Genomic DNA, 20,193 nt, shown 5'->3' on the forward strand with positions numbered 1-20,193 from the left:
TTAGATAATGACGAAAAGAATTGGGTGAATTTTACCCAATAGCAGTATTCATGGGAGCATAAGATGAGTGATGACGTAGCTGTGCCGCTGGAATTTACCGAAGCAGCAGCCAACAAAGTGAAAACCCTGATTGCCGACGAAGACAATCCGGATCTGAAACTGCGTGTTTATATTACCGGTGGTGGCTGCAGCGGCTTCCAGTATGGTTTTACCTTTGACGACCAGGTTAACGATGGCGATATGACTATCGAGAAACAGGGCGTCGCGCTGGTGGTTGACCCGATGAGCCTGCAATATCTGGTGGGCGGTTCGGTGGATTACACCGAGGGTCTGGAAGGTTCGCGCTTTGTGGTCACTAACCCGAATGCGACAAGCACCTGTGGGTGTGGATCTTCGTTCAGTATCTAAGAGAGTGCGGGCTGATGCCCTCACTCCGGCCCTCTCTCACAGGGAGAGGGAGAAATACTAAAAACGGTAACCTGACGGTTACCGTTTTGCTTTTATCTTGCATTATCATCCAGCGCAAACGTCGGCAGCTTCAGGTGCCAGCGTATCGCCGCTAAACGTATCACCAGCGTCACGACCATCCCCAGCATTGCGGCGTTTTCCAGCGGAATTGCAAAGGTGTAGTACGCGGTCGCGTGAACAATGCCGCCCGCAATACAGGCCGTCGCGTAAATTTCAGTACGCAGGATCATCGGCACTTCACGCGCCAGAATGTCGCGAATGATGCCGCCGCCCACGCCGGTTAATACGCCCATGCAGATTGCCACCATCGGACCGGTGCCCGCATTAAACGCCTTATTGACGCCAATACCGACAAACACGGCCAGACCGACGGCATCCAGTACCGGCAATATCCATTTTGGTAATCGGCGGGGCTGGCGAACCAGCACAATGGTTAACAGGCAGGTGACCATTGCGACCACCAGATCGGTCGGATCTTTCACCCAAAACACCGGCCCATTCGCCAGCGCCATATCGCGGATAGTCCCGCCGCCCACGGCGGTCACGACGCCCAGCACCAGCACGCCAAACGGATCCATGCGCAGTTTTCCGGCGAGCAGGACGCCGGAGATAGCAAAAACGGCTGTGCCAAGAATATCCAGCCAATAAACGAGCATCGTTAAATCCTCGAAAAGGGTCTTATGTTAGTGACTCTCTGCCAGCGCGGCACAGAGCTGTTTTGCGGCGAGGATAATACGCGGGCTGGCGCGTTCAAACCAGTCGCTGTTGAGAGGTATCACCGGTATTTTTAGCTGTCTTTGCCAGAATTGCTCAATTTTGGGAATTTCGCTCGCATTTCCGACCACGACGATGGCCTGTGGCTGGCGCGCCAGAACCTGCTCACGGCTTACCTGAGGCCACGGCACCCGGCTGGCTGCAAAGATGTTTTCACCGCCACAGACTTCCAGCACCTGGTTCTGAATCGACCCTTTTCCGGTGGTAAACAGCGGCTGGCTGCCAAACTGAAGGAAGATGCGCTTTTTAACAGGGGTATCGTATCGGGATTTCAGCGCCGCATAGTCGCTCAGCATCTGTTTTGCCGCGGCCTCTGCTTTTTTGGGCGTAGGGCTATAGGGTGCCAGGGCGCGGAGCGCCTGAGCGACCTGCTCAATGCTGACGGCATCTATCCACATCACCTTTATGCCAAGGGAAGTGAGCTGGTTGACCTGCCGCTCGGCGTTGCCGCCACGCCAGGCCAGCACGAGATCCGGTTTAAGCGCCACGATACGCTCAAGGTTCATCCCCTGCCAGGTTGCCACTTGTTCAATACCCGCGGCCTGCGGTGGGTAATCCGAAAAGCTGCTCACGCCAACGGGAGTGATCCCGGCGGCAAATGCCAGTTCCGTATTCGCGGGAGAGAGGGTAATTACGCGCGGTAGCGCATAGAGCCACAGCGGTGCGAAAAGAAGCAGGGCGGCAAGCGCCCTGAGGGTATGTTTAGCCACGTGCCAGATTCTGCACCAGGCGTTCCACCATCACGGTGGACTGTTTTGCCGCAACGGTCAGGAACTCGTCGAAGCTGATGTGGGACTGCTGGTCTGCCACGTCAGAGATGGCGCGAACCACCACAAACGGTACGCTGAAGTTATGGCAAACGTGAGCAATCGCGGTCGCTTCCATCTCAACGGCTACCGCCTGAGGGAAGTTATGACGGATTTTCGCCAGACCCACGGAACCATTGATGAACGCATCACCGCTGACAATCAGACCGCGTACCGCGTTGAGGTTGAGCTCCGCAATGCAGGTCTCTGCCGCCGCAATCAGTTTGTCGTCAGCCTTAAATCCTGCCGGGCAGCCAGGAAGCTGGCCGTACTCGTAACCGAACGCGGTGACGTCCGCATCGTGATAGCGCGCTTCGTCGGAAACAACGATATCACCCACCTTCAGCGTCGGCGCCAGGCCGCCCGCAGAGCCGGTATTAATGATTACGTCCGGCTTGCAGCGCTCAAGCAGCAGGGTGGCACCCAGCGCCGCAGCGACTTTACCGATGCCTGATTTCAGCAGAGCCACGTCAACACCGTTTAGCTGACCGGTATAGATCTCACAACCACCCAGAGAGAGGGTCTGACGGTTCTCAATTTTGTCACGCAGGAGCGTAACTTCTTCTTCCATTGCACCAATAATGCCGATTTTCATAGATTTACTCGCGATGTGCCTTGTTAAGATGCATAGTCTATCATGCGGTTAAGGGGAAACGCATTCTCATGCGGGGGAGCACATGTCACCAATCGATTTTCGCACCAAAATTAACTGGCACCGACGTTTCCGTTCGCCGCAGGGCGACAAGAGCGAACATGAGATCCTGCGTATCTTTGAAAGCGATCGCGGGCGGATCGTTAACTCGCCCGCCATCCGCCGTCTGCAGCAAAAGACCCAGGTCTTTCCGCTGGAACGTAACGCCGCGGTGCGCACGCGTTTAACCCACTCCATGGAGGTGCAGCAGGTCGGGCGCTACATTGCCAAGGAGGTTTTGAGCCGTCTCAAAGAGCAGCGTTTACTGGAAACCTATGGTCTGGACGAGCTGACGGGGCCTTTTGAGAGCATCGTTGAGATGGCCTGCCTAATGCATGACATCGGCAACCCGCCTTTCGGTCACTTTGGTGAGGCGGCTATCAATGACTGGTTTAAACAACGGCTTTACCCTTCGGATGCGGTGAGCCAGCCGCTGAGCGACGATCGCTGCATCGTACGCGATTTACGCCTGCGTGAAGGCGAAGAGGGGCTGAACGATCTGCGCCGCAAGGTACGTCAGGATCTCTGTCATTTTGAAGGCAACGCGCAGGGGATCCGTCTGGTCCACTCCCTGATGCGCATGAACCTGACCTGGGCACAGGTCGGCTGCATTCTAAAATATACGCGCCCCGCGTGGTGGATGGGGGATCCCCCCGCGTCCCACAGTTATTTAATGAAAAAACCGGGCTATTACCTTTCCGAACAGGCCTATATTGAGAGGCTGCGTAAAGAACTTTCATTGACGCCAAACGGTCGTTTTCCATTGACCTGGATTATGGAAGCCGCCGATGATATCTCCTATTGCGTGGCCGATCTGGAAGATGCCGTTGAGAAAAGAATTTTCAGCGTCGAGGAGCTTTATCAGCATCTTTATGCGGCCTGGGGTACTCACGAAAAAGGCTCGCTGTTTGCGCAGGTTGTAGAAAATGCCTGGGAAAAATCGCGGTCAAATACATTAAGCCGCAGTACGGAAGACCAGTTCTTTATGTATTTGCGGGTCAATACATTAAATAAACTGGTGCCATACGCGGCGTCGCGCTTTATTGATAATTTGCCGCTCATTTTCAGCGGGGAATTCAACCACGCGCTGCTGGAAGATGACAGCAGTTTCAGCCAGCTCCTTGAGCTTTATAAACATGTTGCGATGCGGCATGTATTCAGCCATCCGGATGTCGAGCAGCTAGAGCTGCAGGGCTATCGGGTAATCAGTGGGTTACTGGAAATTTATTCCCCATTGCTCCAGCTTTCTGTCGACGAATTCAGCGAGCTGGTGGAACACGAGCGCGTGCGCAGAATACCCATCGAATCGCGGCTTTATCAAAAACTCTCTACCCGGCATCGTCTGGCGTATGTCGAAGCGATTGGCAAGCTGGAACGCAACTCTCCCGAATGGCCGGTAATGGAATATTATTATCGCTGCCGTCTTATCCAGGACTATATCAGCGGCATGACGGATTTGTATGCCTGGGATGAATACCGCAAGCTGATGGCGGTGGAATAATCCCGGAGTTTTGTAAAGACGGCCAATAAATTTTTACCTTTTCCATAAACTTATCGCCGGAACTAAGCGGTATAAAACGAATCTGAGTTACACAGCAATTTTGCGTTACCTGTAAATCGAGATTGAGAAACATGAAAAAAACCACATTAGCAATGAGTGCACTGGCTCTGAGTTTAGGTTTAGCGCTGTCTCCTCTGACTGCTACTGCAGCCGAGACCGCGTCGTCGGCAGCAACCGCGCAGCAGATGCCAAGCCTGGCACCGATGCTCGAAAAAGTGATGCCATCGGTGGTGAGTATTAACGTTGAGGGCAGCACGACCGTCAATACGCCGCGTATGCCGCGTAACTTCCAGCAGTTCTTCGGCGACAATTCGCCGTTCTGCCAGGACGGTTCGCCATTCCAGAGCTCTCCGTTCTGTCAGGGCGGTGGCGCAGGGGATGACAGCCAGGGCGGCGGCCAGCAGCAGAAATTCATGGCGCTTGGCTCGGGGGTAATCATTGATGCAGCGAAAGGCTACGTCGTTACCAACAACCACGTTGTCGATAACGCTAACAGCATTAAGGTTCAGCTGAGCGATGGCCGTAAGTTCGACGCCAAAGTGGTGGGTAAAGACCCGCGCTCCGACATCGCGCTGATCCAGATCCAGGATCCGAAAAACCTGACGGCGATTAAAATTGCCGACTCCGACGCGCTGCGCGTGGGTGACTACACCGTGGCGATCGGTAACCCGTTTGGTCTGGGTGAAACCGTGACATCCGGTATCGTCTCTGCACTGGGCCGTAGCGGCCTCAATGCCGAAAACTATGAAAACTTCATCCAGACGGATGCGGCGATTAACCGCGGTAACTCAGGCGGTGCGCTGGTGAACCTCAACGGTGAGTTGATCGGTATCAACACCGCTATCCTGGCACCGGACGGCGGTAACATCGGGATTGGCTTTGCTATCCCAAGTAACATGGTGAAAAACCTGACCGCGCAGATGGTGCAGTATGGCCAGGTGAAACGCGGCGAGCTGGGTATCCTCGGTACGGAGCTGAACTCCGAGCTGGCGAAGGCAATGAAAGTTGACGCTCAGCGCGGGGCATTCGTCAGCCAGGTGATGCCGAATTCCTCTGCGGCGAAAGCGGGCATTAAAGCGGGGGATGTGATCACCTCCCTGAACGGTAAACCGATCAGCAGCTTTGCCGCCCTGCGTGCCGAAGTGGGCTCCATGCCGGTTGGCAGTAAAATCACCCTCGGCCTGCTGCGCGACGGTAAGCCGGTTAACGTGAGCCTGGAGCTGCAGCAGAGCAGCCAGAATCAGGTGGATTCCAGCACCATCTTCAGCGGGATTGAAGGTGCCGAGATGAGCAATAAAGGCGCAGACAAAGGCGTGGTGGTGAATAACGTGAAAGCGAATTCACCGGCAGCCCGTATCGGCCTGAAAAAAGGCGATGTGATCATGGGCGCTAACCAGCAGCCGGTTAAAAACATCGCTGAACTGCGCAAAATTCTCGACAGCAAGCCTTCCGTGCTGGCGCTGAATATCCAGCGTGGTGATACCTCTCTTTATCTGCTGATGCAGTAATCCTCTGAAGCCCCTGTTCGCAGGGGCTTTCTCGTTTCTGTGACTGTAACCACAACTCTATACTTCTCCCTCTCTCTTTGTGCATTCGCACAATGCAGCCGCAGCTGAACTTCCCTATGCTTGAGCTCTGCTCACGGGAGGGTTCTATGGCTGGCTGGCATCTTGATACCAAAATGGCGCAGGATATCGTGGCGCGCACCATGCGCATCATCGATACCAATATCAACGTGATGGATGCTCGCGGGCGCATTATCGGCAGCGGCGATCGCGAGCGTATTGGAGAATTGCACGAAGGTGCGCTGCTGGTGCTTTCCCAGGGGCGGGTCGTGGATATCGACGACGCGGTAGCGAAACATCTTCACGGCGTCCGGCAGGGGATCAACTTACCGCTGCGTCTGGAAGGGGAGATAGTCGGCGTTATTGGCCTGACCGGCGAGCCGGAGTCCCTGCGAAAATACGGCGAGCTGGTCTGTATGACGGCAGAGATGATGCTCGAGCAGTCGCGCCTGATGCACCTGCTGGCTCAGGATAGCCGCCTGCGCGAAGAGCTGGTGATGAACCTTATTCAGGCGGAAGAGCATACGCCTGCACTGAGTGAATGGGCGCAGCGTCTGGGGATCGATCTAAACCAGCCGCGCGTGGTGGCGGTCATTGAGGTCGATAGCGGCCAGCTGGGCGTAGATAGCGCGATGGCCGAGCTGCAGCAGCTGCAAAATGCGCTGGCAACGCCGGAACGCGATAACCTGGTGGCGATCGTTTCTCTGACGGAAATGGTGGTGCTCAAACCGGCGCTCAATGCGTTTGGCCGCTGGGATGCAGACGATCATCGTCGTCGCGTGGAGCTGCTGATCTCCCGGATGAAGGAGAATGGTCAGCTGCGTTTTCGCGTTGCGCTGGGCAACTACTTTACCGGGCCGGGCAGTATCGCCCGCTCCTGGCGTACCGCTCGAACCACCATGATGGTGGGCAAGCAGCGAATGCCGGAGAGCCGCAGTTATTTCTATCAGGATCTGATGCTGCCGGTGCTGCTCGACAGCCTGCGCGGGGGCTGGCAGGCCAATGAGCTAGCGCGGCCATTAGCGCGTCTGAAAGCCATGGACAACAACGGCCTGCTGCGCCGGACGCTGCAGGCATGGTTCCGCCATAACGTGCAGCCGCTGGCGACCTCGAAGGCGCTGTTTATTCACCGCAATACACTGGAGTATCGGTTAAACCGGATTTCGGAGCTGACGGGGCTGGACCTGGGGAATTTCGACGACAGGCTGCTGCTGTATGTGGCGCTGCAGCTGGACGATCAGAGATGACTGAGTGCGGTCTGGTGCCCTCACCCCATCCCTCTCCCACGGGGAGAGGGCGCAAACACTAAAAACGGCAATCAAGGATTGCCGTTTTGCTTTTATTTCCGGGTTAATTTCTCAAGATCCGCTTCAATCTCGCTGATCTTGTTAGTCACAACGCTTTCCAGGTGACGCAGATCGTCAAGGATCTTACGCTTGAGATCGACTTCGGTGCGGTCGCGCTGGCAGATCTGATCGAGTTCATCGATCACATAGCGCAGGTTAGGGCTGATTTCCTGTACTTCTTTGTATCCCTGACCTACGCCGTCAGCAACAACGGTTTTACGCTGGCGTGGGTATTTAAACTTCACGCTTTTGGCGAAAAACTCTCCTTTGTCCTTGTGAAAATAGATTTTCAAAATATCGTTGTTGGCTTCCTGGCGGAGGCTGTAACGATCAATTTCATCAGGATTGGTAATGCCCAGACTTTTCAGATTATCGTACATAGCGGTACCCTTGATCTCAACATAACCTTTGAATAATTAACGAAAAAATCTATTTTCGCCACCCTCAGATATAAAAAAAGCGGGGTTGCCCCCGCTTTTTTTATACCCGATTAATCGATGGTGCGCAGCAATTCATTGATGCCCACTTTACCGCGCGTTTTCGCATCCACTTTCTTCACGATAACCGCACAGTAGAGGCTGTATTTGCCATCTTTTGACGGCAGGTTACCGGAAACCACCACGGAGCCAGCCGGAACGCGACCATAGTGAACTTCGCCGGTTTCACGGTCATAAATACGGGTGCTCTGACCGATGTAAACGCCCATGGAGATCACGGAGCCTTCTTCAACGATCACGCCTTCTACCACTTCAGAGCGCGCGCCGATGAAGCAGTTGTCTTCGATGATGGTCGGGTTAGCCTGCAGTGGTTCCAGAACGCCACCGATGCCCACGCCGCCGGACAGGTGAACGTTTTTACCGATCTGCGCGCATGAACCGACGGTTGCCCAGGTGTCAACCATCGTGCCTTCGTCAACGTAGGCACCGATGTTCACGTAGGATGGCATCAGCACGGTATTGCGTGCGATGAATGCGCCCTGACGTACGGCCGCAGGCGGTACCACGCGGAAACCTTCTTTCTGGAAACGCGCTTCGTCGTAGTCAGCGAATTTCATTGGCACTTTATCGAAGTAGCGGCTTTCAGCTCCGTCGATAACCTGGTTATCGTTGATGCGGAAAGAGAGCAGCACGGCTTTCTTCAGCCATTGATGAGTGACCCACTGACCGTCGATTTTTTCTGCCACGCGCAGCGCGCCGGAATCCAGAAGGGAAATCACCTGGTTTACCGCTTCACGGGTCACGGTATCCACATTTGCCGGGGTAATCTCGGCGCGACGCTCAAAAGCGGACTCAATAACGTTCTGTAACTGCTGCATTGTTTACTCTTTCCATTTCACTAAAAAACATATCACCCTTTATCGTTTGGATTGAGGGCTGCTGTCAACCGTTGTTGCACTTCAAGCTGCAGGTCATTATTAAGGGCACGCCGGTCAGCGGTGGCGATTATAAATAAATCTTCTACTCGCTCGCCAATGGTTGTAATTCGGGCCCCATGAAGCGAAATTCCCAGATCGGCAAAAACCTGGCCGACGCGGGCAAGCAGCCCTGGCTGGTCGAGCGCGATCAGCTCCAGGAACGATTTTCGGTCGGTGTGGGTCGGCAGGAAATTGACCTCGGTATCGACGGTAAAGTGGCGCAATTTCGCCGGCTGGCGACGCGGCTGCGGAGGCTGCCAGCTGCGCTGGGTAATCGCCTGCTCCAGGCCAAAACGTATCCCTTCATGCCTGTCCGCCGAGAGCGGGCTGCCGTCCGGCTCAAGCACGATAAAGGTGTCCATCGCCATACCGTCGCGGGTGGTGAAAATCTGCGCGTCGTGAACGCTCAGATTACGCCTGTCCAGCTCGGCGCAGACCGCAGCAAACAAATAAGGCCGGTCCGGGCTCCAGATGAAAATCTCCGTTCCGCCGCGCGTGGCCTGCGGGCTTAGCAGGATCATCGGCTGGGACAGATCGTGCTTGAGCAGGTGCCGCGCGTGCCACGCCAGCTGGTTTGGGCTGTGGCGGACAAAATAGTTGGCGCGGCAGCGGGCCCAAATCTGATGTAGCGCCTCTTCATCAATGTTATCCATCCGCAGCAGCGCCAGCGCCTGCAGCTGGTGATGACGTACGCGCTCGCGCATGTCCGGGGTGTTCTGCATCCCGCGACGCAGCTGTTTTTCTGTGGCGAAGTACAGCTCGCGCAGCAGGCTCTGCTTCCAGCTGTTCCACAGGGTTTCGTTGGTGGCGCAGATATCGGCCACCGTCAGGCAGACCAGATAGCGCAGACGGTTTTCAGTCTGAACTTCTTCGGCGAACTGCTTAATGACTTCCGGGTCCTGAATATCCCGACGCTGCGCGGTGACCGACATCAGCAGGTGATGGCGCACCAGCCAGGCCACCAGCTGCGTTTCACGCGAGTTCAGGCCGTGCAGTTCGGCAAATTTCAGTACGTCCTGCGCGCCCAGCACCGAATGGTCACCGCCGCGACCTTTGGCGATATCGTGGAACAGGGCGGCAATCAGGATCAGTTCCGGATGGGTCAGGCGCGGCCACAGTTCGACGCACAGCGGGTGGCGGGAGCGCGTCTCTTCTTTCGCAAAGCTCTCCAGCTTGAGCATCACGCGGATCGTGTGTTCATCCACCGTGTAGGCGTGGAACAGATCGAACTGCATCTGCCCGACGATGTGCGACCACTGCGGCATATAGGCCCACAGCACGCTGTGACGGTGCATCGGCAGCAGGCCGCGGCTTACGGCACCCGGGTGGCGGAGCATGCTCAGGAACAGCGAACGCGCTTCCGGGATATAGCACAGCGGCTGCGTCAGATGACGGCGCGCATGACGCAGATGGCGCAGGGTGGTGGAATAGATCCCGGTGATGGTGCTGTTGCGCACCATGGTATAGAACATCCGCAGGATCGCTTCCGGCTCGCGGATGAACAGCGTTTCGTCGCGCAGATCGATAAGCGTGCCGCGCAGCTGGAATTCGTCATCAATCGGGCGCGGCTTTTCGTCGGCCGTCAGGGCCAGAATGGCCTCGTCGAACAGCTGCAACAGCATCTGGTTCAGCTCGCTCACCCGGCGAGTGACGCGGAAGAAATCCTTCATCATGTGCTCAACCGGCTCGTTACCTTCGCCCTGGTAATTCAGGCGCTGAGCCACGCTGAGCTGGCGGTCAAACAGCAGACGGTTATCGTAGCGCGTAACTTCCAGATGCAGGGCAAAGCGGATGCGCCAGAGCAGGTGCAGGCACTCGTTTAGTTCGTTACGCTCGGCCTCGGTTAAAAAGCCGAAGCCGACCATCTCGTCCATCGAGGTGGCGCCAAAATGGCGGCGGGCGACCCACTGTAAAGTGTGGATGTCGCGCAGGCCACCGGGGCTGCTTTTTATATCGGGTTCAAGATTATAGCTGGTGCCGTGATAGCGCTGGTGGCGCTGGTTTTGCTCCTCGACCTTCGCGGCGAAGAACTTTTCTGACGGCCAGAAGCCGTCGCTGAAGATGTGTTTTTGCAGCTCCAGGAACAGGGCAACGTCACCAATCAGCAGGCGGGTTTCAATCAGGTTGGTGGCGACGGTCAGGTCCGATAACCCTTCCAGCAGACACTCTTCCAGGGTTCGCACGCTGTGGCCCACCTCCAGCTTCACGTCCCAAAGCAGCGTCAGCAGTTCGCCAATTTTTTGCGCCTGTTCGTCCGGCAGCTTTTTGCGGCTTAAGATCAGCAGATCGATATCGGAAAGCGGATGCAGCTCACCGCGGCCGTAGCCCCCGACGGCAACCAGCGCAACATCACTGATTTGCCCAAACCCATAATCGATCCACAGGCGCTGCAGCAGCTGGTCGATAAATTCGGTGCGCGCTTCAATGAGCTGCTCGGCCGACACGCCTGCGTCGAACGCGCTGCCCAGCCAGCGATGGAAAACATCCATATGGGCTTTAATATGCGCGCAGGTCAGCTCGTGCGACGGCCAGACGCCCGGGTTATCGGGCTGGTCGGGGAGGGTGGGAAGTGCTGTGTTAGCATACTGTTCGGGTAAAAGATTACTCATCGTGCGCCACCCATAAGAAAAAGCTATAGCCATTAAAAAAGCCGGCATTTGCCGGCTTTTTTATCATTCGTCGTGCGTCAGTATCGCCGGGATGGTGTCATCCTTGCGCAACGTCATAATTTCGCAGCCGTTGTCTGTTACCACAATAGTATGCTCGTACTGTGCAGACAAGCTTCTGTCTTTGGTTTTCACCGTCCAGCCGTCTTTCATGGTACGGATGCGGTAATCACCCGCGTTGACCATCGGTTCAATGGTAAAGGTCATGCCTTTTTGCAGCACCACGCCGCCGTCGTCTGCATCATAGTGCAGAACCTGCGGCTCTTCATGGAAGACGCGACCAATGCCGTGACCGCAGTACTCGCGAACCACGGAGAAACCTTCTGCTTCCACAAACTTCTGGATTGCCGCACCGATGGTACGCAGGCGAATACCCGGTTTAACCATTTTCAGCGCCAGATAGAGGCTCTCTTGCGTCACTTTGCACAGACGCTCGCCAAGAATAGTCGGCTTGCCAACGATGAACATTTTTGAGGTGTCACCGTGGTACTCGTCTTTAATGACGGTCACGTCGATGTTAACGATGTCGCCGTCTTTCAGCAGTTTTTCATCGTCCGGAATACCGTGACACACCACTTCATTAATAGAGATGCAGACGGATTTCGGGAAACCGTGGTAGCCGAGGCAGGCGGAAACCGCGTGCTGCTCGTTCACGATATAGTCGTTACAGATACGGTCCAGTTCACCGGTACTGACGCCCGGCTTCACGAACGGCTCGATCATTTCCAGCACTTCCGCGGCCAGACGACCGGCGACGCGCATCTTTTCAATTTCTTCAGGTGTCTTAATAGAGATAGCCATGTAATCTGTCCATCGGTGTCGATTTTTTCGACAATACTAGTCTAAGTGTCGTCAATGGTATCAGTCAGGCACGCTCCGTGCCAAATTGAGAATCATTAACAGCACACTCCGCCAACAACTGTTGGTTTCTGGTCGTGTTTTGTGGTATAAAGCGCGCCGGACTTCCGATCCATCTCAGATACACAGGCTGGACGGAAGCGACAAATCTCACTTTGTGTAACAACACACACGTATCGGCACATATTCCGGGGTGCCCTTCGGGGTCGGTAATATGGGATACGTGGAGGCATAACCCCAACTTTCAATATAGAGGTTTTAAACATGGCAACTGTTTCCATGCGCGACATGCTCAAGGCTGGTGTTCACTTTGGTCACCAGACCCGTTACTGGAACCCGAAAATGAAGCCTTTCATCTTCGGCGCACGTAACAAAGTTCACATCATCAACCTTGAGAAAACTGTACCAATGTTCAACGAAGCCCTGGCTGAGCTGAACAAGATCTCTTCCCGTAAAGGTAAGATTCTGTTCGTTGGTACTAAGCGCGCTGCAAGCGAAGCTGTGAAAGATGCTGCTAACAGCTGCGACCAGTTCTTCGTGAACCATCGCTGGTTGGGCGGCATGCTGACCAACTGGAAAACTGTTCGTCAGTCCATCAAGCGCCTGAAAGATCTGGAAACCCAGTCTCAGGACGGTACTTTCGACAAGCTGACTAAGAAAGAAGCGCTGATGCGCACTCGTGAACTGGACAAGCTGGAAAACAGCCTGGGCGGTATCAAAGATATGGGCGGCCTGCCAGACGCGCTGTTCGTAATCGATGCAGACCACGAGCACATCGCTATCAAAGAAGCTAACAACCTGGGTATCCCGGTATTCGCTATCGTTGATACCAACTCCGATCCGGACGGTGTTGACTTCGTTATCCCGGGTAACGACGACGCAATCCGTGCTGTTAGCCTGTACCTGAGCGCTGTAGCTGCTACCGTTCGTGAAGGCCGTTCCCAGGATCTGGCTTCTCAGGCGGAAGAAAGCTTCGTAGAAGCTGAATAATAAGGTTTTACCCCTTATTAGTACCGTGTATGAATAGGGGCCCATTACCGGCCCCTTTTTTCAATTTACACTGTTTGGCCCCCGGCCGGGCAGTTCACATCTCCCGAGGATTTAAGAATGGCTGAAATTACCGCATCCCTGGTAAAAGAGCTGCGCGAGCGTACTGGCGCAGGCATGATGGATTGCAAAAAAGCGCTGACTGAAGCGAACGGCGACATCGAGCTGGCAATCGAAAACATGCGTAAATCCGGTGCGATCAAAGCAGCTAAAAAAGCAGGCAACGTTGCTGCTGACGGCGTGATCATCACTAAGATCGATGGCAACTACGGCATCATTCTGGAAGTTAACTGCCAGACTGACTTCGTTGCTAAAGATGGCGGTTTCCAGGCATTTGCTAACAAAGTTCTGGACGCAGCTGTTGCTGGTAAAATCACTGACGTTGAAGTTCTGAAAGCACAGTTCGAAGAAGAACGTGTTGCGCTGGTTGCTAAAATCGGTGAGAACATCAACATCCGTCGCGTATCTTCTCTGGAAGGTGACGTTCTGGGTTCTTACCAGCACGGTGCACGTATCGGTGTTCTGGTTGCGGCTAAAGGCGCTGACGAAGAGCTGGTTAAACAGCTGGCAATGCACATCGCTGCAAGCAAGCCAGAATTCGTTAAGCCAGAAGACGTGTCTGCTGAAGTGGTAGAGAAAGAGTACCAGGTTCAGCTGGACATCGCGATGCAGTCTGGTAAACCAAAAGAAATCGCAGAGAAAATGGTTGAAGGCCGCATGAAGAAATTCACCGGCGAAGTTTCTCTGACTGGCCAGCCATTCGTAATGGACCCAAGCAAGTCTGTTGCTCAGCTGCTGAAAGAGCACAACGCTGACGTAACTGGCTTCATCCGCTTCGAAGTGGGCGAAGGCATCGAGAAAGTTGAGACTGACTTCGCAGCAGAAGTTGCTGCAATGTCCAAGCAGTCTTAATGATTGAAAAGGAGCCGCCTGAGGGCGGCTTCTTTTTGTCACCCGTCACAGGAAATCAGACAGGCTCCAGTATCGCTGTACTGATTTGCGGCATATCATGTCGCCAGAATTAACCCCCATCTTAATCGTTGACAGTCTCAGGAAAGAAACATGGCTACCAATGCAAAACCCGTGTACAAACGCATTCTGCTTAAGCTGAGTGGCGAAGCGCTGCAGGGATCGGAAGGCTTCGGTATTGACGCAAGCATCCTTGATCGCATGGCACAGGAAATCAAAGAACTGGTCGAACTGGGTATCCAGGTTGGCGTGGTCATTGGCGGTGGCAACCTTTTCCGTGGTGCTGGTCTGGCGAAAGCGGGGATGAACCGCGTTGTGGGCGACCACATGGGTATGCTGGCAACCGTGATGAATGGCCTGGCGATGCGTGATGCGCTCCATCGCGCCTATGTGAACGCCCGCCTGATGTCCGCTATTCCACTGAATGGCGTATGCGATAATTACAGCTGGGCAGAAGCCATCAGCCTGCTGCGCAACAACCGCGTGGTGATCCTCTCCGCCGGTACGGGTAACCCGTTCTTTACGACCGATTCCGCTGCCTGCCTGCGCGGTATCGAGATCGAAGCCGATGTGGTACTGAAAGCGACCAAAGTTGACGGCGTGTTTACTGCCGACCCGGCAAAAGATCCTTCTGCCACCATGTACGATCAGCTGAGTTACAGCGAAGTGCTGGATAAAGAGCTGAAAGTGATGGATCTTGCCGCCTTCACGCTGGCTCGCGACCACAAACTGCCGATCCGTGTCTTCAACATGAACAAACCAGGCGCACTGCGTCGCGTGGTCATGGGCGAAAAAGAAGGCACTTTGATCACGGAATAATTTCCGTTGACGATAAATACAGGTAAGATTCCGCTTTATTTTGTAGTGGTATCTTACCCGGGCGCGCCTTTGGCGTTGTCATGAATTAAACGCGACTATACTTAGCACACCTGTAGCGCTGTGCTGGCGGATAGTCTGCCTGAGACAAGTTTTCAAGGATTCGTAACGTGATTAACGACATCAGAAAAGATGCTGAAGTACGCATGGAAAAATGCGTAGAAGCGTTCAAAACCCAAATCAGCAAAATCCGTACTGGCCGTGCTTCTCCAAGCCTGCTGGATGGCATCATTGTTGAGTACTACGGTACGCCAACTCCTCTGCGTCAGCTGGCGAGCGTAACGGTAGAAGATACCCGTACGCTGAAAATCAACGTGTTCGATCGTTCTATGGGCCCGGCCGTTGAGAAAGCGATTATGGCCTCTGACCTCGGACTGAACCCAAGCTCTGCGGGCGCAGACATCCGTGTTCCACTGCCTCCGCTGACGGAAGAGCGTCGTAAAGATCTGATCAAAGTCGTTCGTGGCGAAGCTGAGCAGGGTCGTGTATCCGTGCGTAACGTCCGTCGCGACGCGAACGATAAAGTAAAAGCGCTGCTGAAAGAAAAAGAGATCAGTGAAGATGACGATCGTCGTTCTCAGGACGACATTCAGAAAATGACCGACGCTGCCATCAAGAAAATTGATGCGGCGCTGGCAGATAAAGAAGCGGAACTGATGCAGTTCTGATTTCTGTCGTACACTGATAAACGCCGTTCAGAGGGACTTCGGGTCTTGCTGGCGGCGTTTTGCTTTTATCTGGTCTAACTTTTTTCGGGCATCCCATGAAGCATTTAACACTCCTCGGCTCAACCGGCTCTATCGGTTGCAGCACTCTCGACGTCGTTCGCCATAATCCTGAACTTTACACCGTGACAGCGCTGGTGGCCGGTAAGAATGTGCAGCGAATGGTCGAACAGTGCCTGGAGTTTGCGCCCCGCTATGCGGTGATGGATGACGAAGAGAGCGCACGTCTGCTGAAAGCACAGCTGCGTGAAAAGGGCTGCCGAACCGAAGTGCTGAGTGGCCAGCAGGCGGCCTGCGAGATGGCGGCGCTGGACGAGGTGGATCAGGTGATGGCGGCCATTGTCGGCGCGGCAGGGCTGCTGCCGACGCTTGCCGCGATTGATGCCGGTAAGGATGTTTTGCTGGCCAATAAAGAGTCGTTGGTCACCTGCGGACGCCTGTTTATGGATGCGGTGAAGCAGCGCGGCGCGCGTCTTCTACCGGTTGACAGCGAGCACAACGCGATTTTTCAGAGTTTACCGCAACCTTTTCAACAGAACCTGGGGTACGCTGACCTGGAGCAGAATGGCGTAGTGTCGATTCTGCTTACCGGGTCTGGTGGCCCGTTCCGTGAAACGCCACTGTCTGAACTGCGCGCCATGACGCCGGATCAGGCGTGCCGTCATCCGAACTGGTCGATGGGGCGTAAAATCTCCGTTGACTCTGCCACCATGATGAACAAAGGTCTGGAATACATTGAAGCGCGCTGGTTGTTTAATGCGTCAGCGAAACAGATGGAAGTACTGATTCACCCGCAATCGGTCATTCATTCGATGGTGCGTTATCAGGATGGCAGCGTGCTGGCGCAGTTGGGCGAGCCGGACATGCGTACGCCGATTGCCCATTCAATGGCGTGGCCAAATCGAGTGAAATCCGGCGTGAAGCCGCTTGATTTCTGCAAGCTAAGTTCCCTGACGTTCAGTGAACCAGATTACGATCGCTATCCTTGTCTGAAGCTTGCGATGACTGCCTTTGACCAAGGGCAGGCGGCGACAACGGCACTGAATGCAGCCAATGAAATTACCGTTGAGGCATTTCTGAATCAGCAAATTCGTTTTACCGATATCGCGTCGTTAAATTTATCGGTACTGGAGATGATGGATTTGCGCGAACCACAAAGCGTGGAAGAGGTGCTGGCGGTGGATGCAGCTGCGCGTAATATTGCGCGCCAACAGGTGACACGTCTCGCAAGCTGGTGATAAAGCAAGCACTAGTCGTCGTGCTATTTGTTAGCGTTGGGCTTCAGTGATATAGTCTGCGCCACCTGATCGCAGGTATTTGACTTAATGTGGTCAGGTGAGCCGTGGTTTGACACGGCTTTTTTATGTATAGGCTTCAGTATTCCTGAGTACCGTTAAATCCTTTTCAGGGACAAAAAACGCGTTATGTTGTCTGCGAATCAACCAATAAGCGAAAATTTGCCAGCTCATGGCTGCCGTCATGTAGCAATCATTATGGATGGCAATGGCCGCTGGGCGAAAAGACAAGGGAAGATACGAGCCTTTGGGCATAAAGCGGGGGCGAAATCCGTTCGCCGCGCCGTTTCTTTTGCCGCCAACAACGGCATTGATGCGTTAACGCTCTATGCTTTTAGCAGTGAAAACTGGAATCGGCCTCTGCAGGAAGTGACTGCGTTGATGGAATTGTTTGTGTGGGCGCTAGACAGCGAAGTAAAAAGCCTGCACCGCCACAACGTCCGCCTGCGTATCATTGGCGATACCAGTCGTTTTAACTCACGTTTGCAGGAACGGATTCGTAAAGCAGAAGCGCTGACGGAAAATAATACCGGTCTTACGCTGAATATTGCGGCGAATTACGGCGGACGCTGGGATATTATCCAGGGCGTTCGGCATCTGGCCGAACAGGTTCAGGAAGGGCTGTTGAGACCCGACCAAATTGATGAAGAGGCGCTGAGCAAGCAAATCTGCATGAATGAACAGGCTCCCGTGGATTTGGTAATTAGGACAGGGGGGGAACATCGCATAAGTAACTTTTTGATATGGCAAATTGCCTATGCCGAACTTTACTTTACGGATGTTCTTTGGCCCGATTTTGATGAACAAGACTTTGAAGGTGCGCTGCATGCCTTTGCCAATCGAGAGCGTCGTTTCGGCGGCACCGAGCCTGGTGGCGACAAAGCCTGATGGGGGTAGCTTTTGCTGAAGTATCGCCTGATTTCCGCTTTTGTATTAATACCCATTGTCATAGCGGCGCTGTTTTTACTGCCCCCGGTGGGATTCGCTATTGTCACGCTGGTGGTGTGTATGCTCGCCGCGTGGGAATGGGGACAGTTTAGCGGCTTTACCTCGCGCACTCAGCGAGTATGGCTTGCGGTACTTTGTGGCTTTATCCTGGCCATAATGCTGTTTACGTTGCCTGAATATCACCATGATATTCATCAGCCACTGGTTGCCGGTTCCTTGTGGATATCGTTGGCCTGGTGGGTTGCCGCGCTGTTGCTGGTTCTTTTTTATCCAGGTTCTGCGGCATTATGGCGTAATTCAAAAGTGCTGCGACTGATTTTTGGTTTGCTCACAATTATTCCTTTTTTCTGGGGTATGGTTGCGCTGCGAGCCTGGCACTACGACGAAAACCACTACAGCGGTGCGATCTGGCTGCTTTATGTAATGATTCTGGTCTGGGGTGCTGACTCCGGGGCCTATATGTTTGGTAAACTGTTTGGCAAACATAAGCTGGCACCGAAGGTTTCTCCGGGCAAAACCTGGCAAGGATTCATCGGCGGCCTGTTTACGGCAGCGATCATCTCCTGGGGCTACGGCGTCTGGGCGAATCTTGAAGTGGCACCGTCAATACTGCTGGTGTGCTCGATTTTTGCTGCGCTTGCCTCCGTGCTCGGTGATTTGACCGAAAGTATGTTTAAGCGCGAAGCAGGGATTAAGGATAGCGGACACCTGATTCCAGGGCATGGCGGTATACTGGATCGCATTGATAGCCTGACAGCGGCTGTTCCAGTGTTTGCGTGTTTGCTTTTACTGGTATTCGGGACGATTTAACGGAAGGTTTTATGCTGAGCATTCTCTGGAATCTGGCGGCGTTCATTGTTGCACTGGGTGTACTGATTACCGTGCATGAATTTGGCCATTTCTGGGTTGCTCGCCGCTGTGGCGTGCGCGTAGAGCGGTTTTCCATCGGTTTTGGTAAATCACTCTGGACGCGCACAGACCGTCATGGCACAGAATTTGTCATCGCCCTTATTCCGCTGGGCGGCTACGTCAAAATGCTCGACGAACGCGTCGAGCCTGTCGCTCCTGAGCTGCGACACAGCGCATTCAACAATAAAACCGTTGGACAACGCGCCGCCATCATTGCTGCCGGACCGGTAGCCAACTTCATCTTTGCGATTTTCGCTTACTGGCTGGTGTTCATCATCGGCGTTCCTGGCGTGCGTCCTGTGGTAGGTGAAATTGCCCCCAACTCCATCGCGGCGAGTGCGCAAATTACATCCGGGATGGAACTTAAAGCGATTGATGGCATCGAAACCCCTGATTGGGATGCCGTGCGACTGCAGCTGGTAGCCAAAATTGGCGATCCGCAGACCACCATCAGCGTATCGCCGTTTGGTTCTGATACGCGTCAGGACAAAGTACTTGATTTACGCCACTGGCGTTTCGAGCCAGACAAAGAGGATCCCGTCGCTGCGCTGGGCATTCGTCCGCGCGGTCCGCAGATCGAGCCGGTATTAGCCGAAGTACAGGCAAATTCGGCAGCGAGCAAAGCGGGTTTGCAAGCGGGCGACAGGATCGTTAAAGTCGATGGTCAACCATTAACAGAGTGGATGACCTTTGTTACTCTGGTGCGCGATAATCCGGGAACGTCTCTCGCGCTGGAAGTTGAAAGGCAGGGTAGTCCGCTTTCGCTGACGCTGATTCCGGATACGAAGTCGGTCGGCAAAAAGGCAGAAGGGTTTGCAGGCGTTGTGCCAAAGGTGATCCCGCTGCCAGATGAGTACAAGACAATACGCCAGTATGGGCCGTTCAGCGCCATCCTTGAAGCCACGGATAAAACATGGCAACTGATGAAGCTGACGGTCAACATGTTGGGGAAATTGATAACCGGTGATGTGAAACTGAACAACCTCAGTGGGCCAATTTCGATTGCTCAGGGGGCTGGGATGTCAGCGGAATTCGGGGTGATTTACTATCTCATGTTCCTCGCGCTCATTAGCGTGAACCTTGGGATAATCAACCTGTTCCCGCTTCCCGTTTTAGACGGGGGTCATCTGCTGTTTTTAGCGATTGAAAAGCTAAAAGGCGGACCGGTATCCGAGCGAGTTCAAGACTTTAGTTATCGCATTGGCTCGATTCTGCTGGTGCTGTTAATGGGGCTTGCACTTTTCAATGATTTCTCTCGGTTGTAAGAGAGTGTTA

At 54.2% G+C, this 20,193-nt stretch carries 19 protein-coding genes; 12 read left to right on the forward strand and 7 right to left on the reverse strand.

Annotation, left to right across the window (positions count from 1 at the left end):
- Positions 1 to 63: 63 nt before the first annotated feature.
- Complete coding sequence (erpA, locus tag FOY93_RS03940) at positions 64 to 408, forward strand: iron-sulfur cluster insertion protein ErpA (protein WP_008501923.1); 345 nt, start codon at positions 64 to 66, stop codon at positions 406 to 408.
- A 92-nt stretch (positions 409 to 500) separates the two neighbouring features.
- On the opposite strand, the gene FOY93_RS03945 is transcribed toward erpA, so the two are convergent.
- From FOY93_RS03945 to mtnN, 3 genes are read right to left on the reverse strand one after another with little or no spacing between them, the layout of a single operon-like run.
- Positions 501 to 1,124 carry a TRIC cation channel family protein gene (locus FOY93_RS03945; protein ID WP_115876409.1) on the reverse strand — a complete coding sequence of 208 codons (624 nt, stop codon included), beginning with the start codon at positions 1,122 to 1,124 and terminating at the stop codon, positions 501 to 503.
- A gap of 27 nt (positions 1,125 to 1,151) precedes the next feature.
- Complete coding sequence (gene btuF, locus FOY93_RS03950; RefSeq protein ID WP_111963999.1) at positions 1,152 to 1,952, reverse strand: vitamin B12 ABC transporter substrate-binding protein BtuF; 801 nt, start codon at positions 1,950 to 1,952, stop codon at positions 1,152 to 1,154.
- Complete coding sequence (gene mtnN, locus FOY93_RS03955) at positions 1,945 to 2,643, reverse strand: 5'-methylthioadenosine/S-adenosylhomocysteine nucleosidase (protein ID WP_115876408.1); 699 nt, start codon at positions 2,641 to 2,643, stop codon at positions 1,945 to 1,947. Before mtnN ends, btuF begins: the two co-directional genes overlap by 8 nt.
- Before the next feature lie 82 nt (positions 2,644 to 2,725).
- On the opposite strand from mtnN, the gene dgt reads away from it, so the two are divergent.
- The 3 genes from dgt (at position 2,726) to FOY93_RS03970 (ending at position 7,112) form a co-directional block, all read left to right on the forward strand.
- Positions 2,726 to 4,240 (forward strand): dGTPase, encoded by a 1,515-nt coding sequence (gene dgt, locus FOY93_RS03960; RefSeq protein ID WP_136195596.1) that lies wholly within the window; start codon positions 2,726 to 2,728, stop codon positions 4,238 to 4,240.
- A 131-nt stretch (positions 4,241 to 4,371) separates the two neighbouring features.
- On the forward strand, positions 4,372 to 5,808 hold the full coding sequence (gene degP / locus FOY93_RS03965) for a serine endoprotease DegP (protein ID WP_111963996.1): 1,437 nt from the start codon (positions 4,372 to 4,374) through the stop codon (positions 5,806 to 5,808).
- A 146-nt stretch (positions 5,809 to 5,954) separates the two neighbouring features.
- The gene (locus tag FOY93_RS03970) at positions 5,955 to 7,112 is read left to right on the forward strand and encodes a CdaR family transcriptional regulator (protein WP_136195595.1); all 1,158 of its coding nucleotides are present in this window, start codon (positions 5,955 to 5,957) and stop codon (positions 7,110 to 7,112) included.
- A 92-nt stretch (positions 7,113 to 7,204) separates the two neighbouring features.
- On the opposite strand, the gene FOY93_RS03975 is transcribed toward FOY93_RS03970, so the two are convergent.
- From FOY93_RS03975 to map, 4 genes are all read right to left on the reverse strand, one after another.
- Positions 7,205 to 7,591: a DUF3461 family protein gene (locus FOY93_RS03975; RefSeq protein ID WP_014168696.1), complete on the reverse strand. Its 387-nt coding sequence runs from the start codon at positions 7,589 to 7,591 to the stop codon at positions 7,205 to 7,207.
- 110 nt (positions 7,592 to 7,701) lie between these two features.
- Complete coding sequence (gene dapD, locus FOY93_RS03980; RefSeq protein ID WP_008501915.1) at positions 7,702 to 8,526, reverse strand: 2,3,4,5-tetrahydropyridine-2,6-dicarboxylate N-succinyltransferase; 825 nt, start codon at positions 8,524 to 8,526, stop codon at positions 7,702 to 7,704.
- A gap of 32 nt (positions 8,527 to 8,558) precedes the next feature.
- Positions 8,559 to 11,234, reverse strand: a complete 2,676-nt coding sequence (gene glnD / locus FOY93_RS03985) for a bifunctional uridylyltransferase/uridylyl-removing protein GlnD (protein WP_143344662.1) — start codon at positions 11,232 to 11,234, stop codon at positions 8,559 to 8,561.
- Positions 11,235 to 11,297: 63 nt separating this feature from the next.
- Complete coding sequence (gene map / locus FOY93_RS03990) at positions 11,298 to 12,092, reverse strand: type I methionyl aminopeptidase (RefSeq protein ID WP_023310454.1); 795 nt, start codon at positions 12,090 to 12,092, stop codon at positions 11,298 to 11,300.
- A 321-nt stretch (positions 12,093 to 12,413) separates the two neighbouring features.
- On the opposite strand from map, the gene rpsB reads away from it, so the two are divergent.
- From rpsB to rseP, 8 genes are all read left to right on the forward strand, one after another.
- Positions 12,414 to 13,139 carry a 30S ribosomal protein S2 gene (gene rpsB / locus FOY93_RS03995; RefSeq protein WP_003856207.1) on the forward strand — a complete coding sequence of 242 codons (726 nt, stop codon included), beginning with the start codon at positions 12,414 to 12,416 and terminating at the stop codon, positions 13,137 to 13,139.
- A gap of 117 nt (positions 13,140 to 13,256) precedes the next feature.
- Positions 13,257 to 14,108 (forward strand): translation elongation factor Ts, encoded by an 852-nt coding sequence (tsf, locus tag FOY93_RS04000; protein ID WP_014882627.1) that lies wholly within the window; start codon positions 13,257 to 13,259, stop codon positions 14,106 to 14,108.
- 150 nt (positions 14,109 to 14,258) lie between these two features.
- The gene (gene pyrH, locus FOY93_RS04005) at positions 14,259 to 14,984 is read left to right on the forward strand and encodes a UMP kinase (protein ID WP_008501910.1); all 726 of its coding nucleotides are present in this window, start codon (positions 14,259 to 14,261) and stop codon (positions 14,982 to 14,984) included.
- 167 nt (positions 14,985 to 15,151) lie between these two features.
- Positions 15,152 to 15,709 carry a ribosome recycling factor gene (gene frr / locus FOY93_RS04010; RefSeq protein WP_008501909.1) on the forward strand — a complete coding sequence of 186 codons (558 nt, stop codon included), beginning with the start codon at positions 15,152 to 15,154 and terminating at the stop codon, positions 15,707 to 15,709.
- Between the two features lie 95 nt (positions 15,710 to 15,804).
- Complete coding sequence (ispC, locus tag FOY93_RS04015) at positions 15,805 to 17,004, forward strand: 1-deoxy-D-xylulose-5-phosphate reductoisomerase (RefSeq protein WP_133293814.1); 1,200 nt, start codon at positions 15,805 to 15,807, stop codon at positions 17,002 to 17,004.
- 186 nt (positions 17,005 to 17,190) lie between these two features.
- Positions 17,191 to 17,949, forward strand: coding sequence for a (2E,6E)-farnesyl-diphosphate-specific ditrans,polycis-undecaprenyl-diphosphate synthase (gene ispU, locus FOY93_RS04020; protein ID WP_024907522.1), 759 nt, complete (start codon positions 17,191 to 17,193; stop codon positions 17,947 to 17,949).
- 12 nt (positions 17,950 to 17,961) lie between these two features.
- A complete protein-coding gene (gene cdsA / locus FOY93_RS04025; protein WP_023310457.1) occupies positions 17,962 to 18,819 on the forward strand; it encodes a phosphatidate cytidylyltransferase in 858 nt (285 codons plus the stop codon).
- Between the two features lie 11 nt (positions 18,820 to 18,830).
- Positions 18,831 to 20,183 (forward strand): sigma E protease regulator RseP, encoded by a 1,353-nt coding sequence (gene rseP, locus FOY93_RS04030; RefSeq protein ID WP_111963994.1) that lies wholly within the window; start codon positions 18,831 to 18,833, stop codon positions 20,181 to 20,183.
- Positions 20,184 to 20,193: the final 10 nt, after the last annotated feature.

This window comes from Enterobacter sp. 18A13 (assembly GCF_007035975.1).
GTDB classification, from domain to species: domain Bacteria; phylum Pseudomonadota; class Gammaproteobacteria; order Enterobacterales; family Enterobacteriaceae; genus Enterobacter; species Enterobacter vonholyi.

Bases quoted from the DNA above. Each gene is read 5' to 3' on its own strand.
- erpA (WP_008501923.1), top strand. From the start codon at position 64: ATGAGTGATGACGTAGCTGTGCCGCTGGAATTTACCGAAGCAGCAGCC.
- dapD (WP_008501915.1), bottom strand. From the start codon at position 8,526: ATGCAGCAGTTACAGAACGTTATTGAGTCCGCTTTTGAGCGTCGCGCC.
- map (WP_023310454.1), bottom strand. From the start codon at position 12,092: ATGGCTATCTCTATTAAGACACCTGAAGAAATTGAAAAGATGCGCGTC.
- rseP (WP_111963994.1), top strand. From the start codon at position 18,831: ATGCTGAGCATTCTCTGGAATCTGGCGGCGTTCATTGTTGCACTGGGT.
- ispC (WP_133293814.1), top strand. From the start codon at position 15,805: ATGAAGCATTTAACACTCCTCGGCTCAACCGGCTCTATCGGTTGCAGC.
- degP (WP_111963996.1), top strand. From the start codon at position 4,372: ATGAAAAAAACCACATTAGCAATGAGTGCACTGGCTCTGAGTTTAGGT.
- glnD (WP_143344662.1), bottom strand. From the start codon at position 11,234: ATGAGTAATCTTTTACCCGAACAGTATGCTAACACAGCACTTCCCACC.
- mtnN (WP_115876408.1), bottom strand. From the start codon at position 2,643: ATGAAAATCGGCATTATTGGTGCAATGGAAGAAGAAGTTACGCTCCTG.
- dgt (WP_136195596.1), top strand. From the start codon at position 2,726: ATGTCACCAATCGATTTTCGCACCAAAATTAACTGGCACCGACGTTTC.
- ispU (WP_024907522.1), top strand. From the start codon at position 17,191: ATGTTGTCTGCGAATCAACCAATAAGCGAAAATTTGCCAGCTCATGGC.
- FOY93_RS03975 (WP_014168696.1), bottom strand. From the start codon at position 7,591: ATGTACGATAATCTGAAAAGTCTGGGCATTACCAATCCTGATGAAATT.
- FOY93_RS03945 (WP_115876409.1), bottom strand. From the start codon at position 1,124: ATGCTCGTTTATTGGCTGGATATTCTTGGCACAGCCGTTTTTGCTATC.
- FOY93_RS03970 (WP_136195595.1), top strand. From the start codon at position 5,955: ATGGCTGGCTGGCATCTTGATACCAAAATGGCGCAGGATATCGTGGCG.
- rpsB (WP_003856207.1), top strand. From the start codon at position 12,414: ATGGCAACTGTTTCCATGCGCGACATGCTCAAGGCTGGTGTTCACTTT.
- pyrH (WP_008501910.1), top strand. From the start codon at position 14,259: ATGGCTACCAATGCAAAACCCGTGTACAAACGCATTCTGCTTAAGCTG.
- tsf (WP_014882627.1), top strand. From the start codon at position 13,257: ATGGCTGAAATTACCGCATCCCTGGTAAAAGAGCTGCGCGAGCGTACT.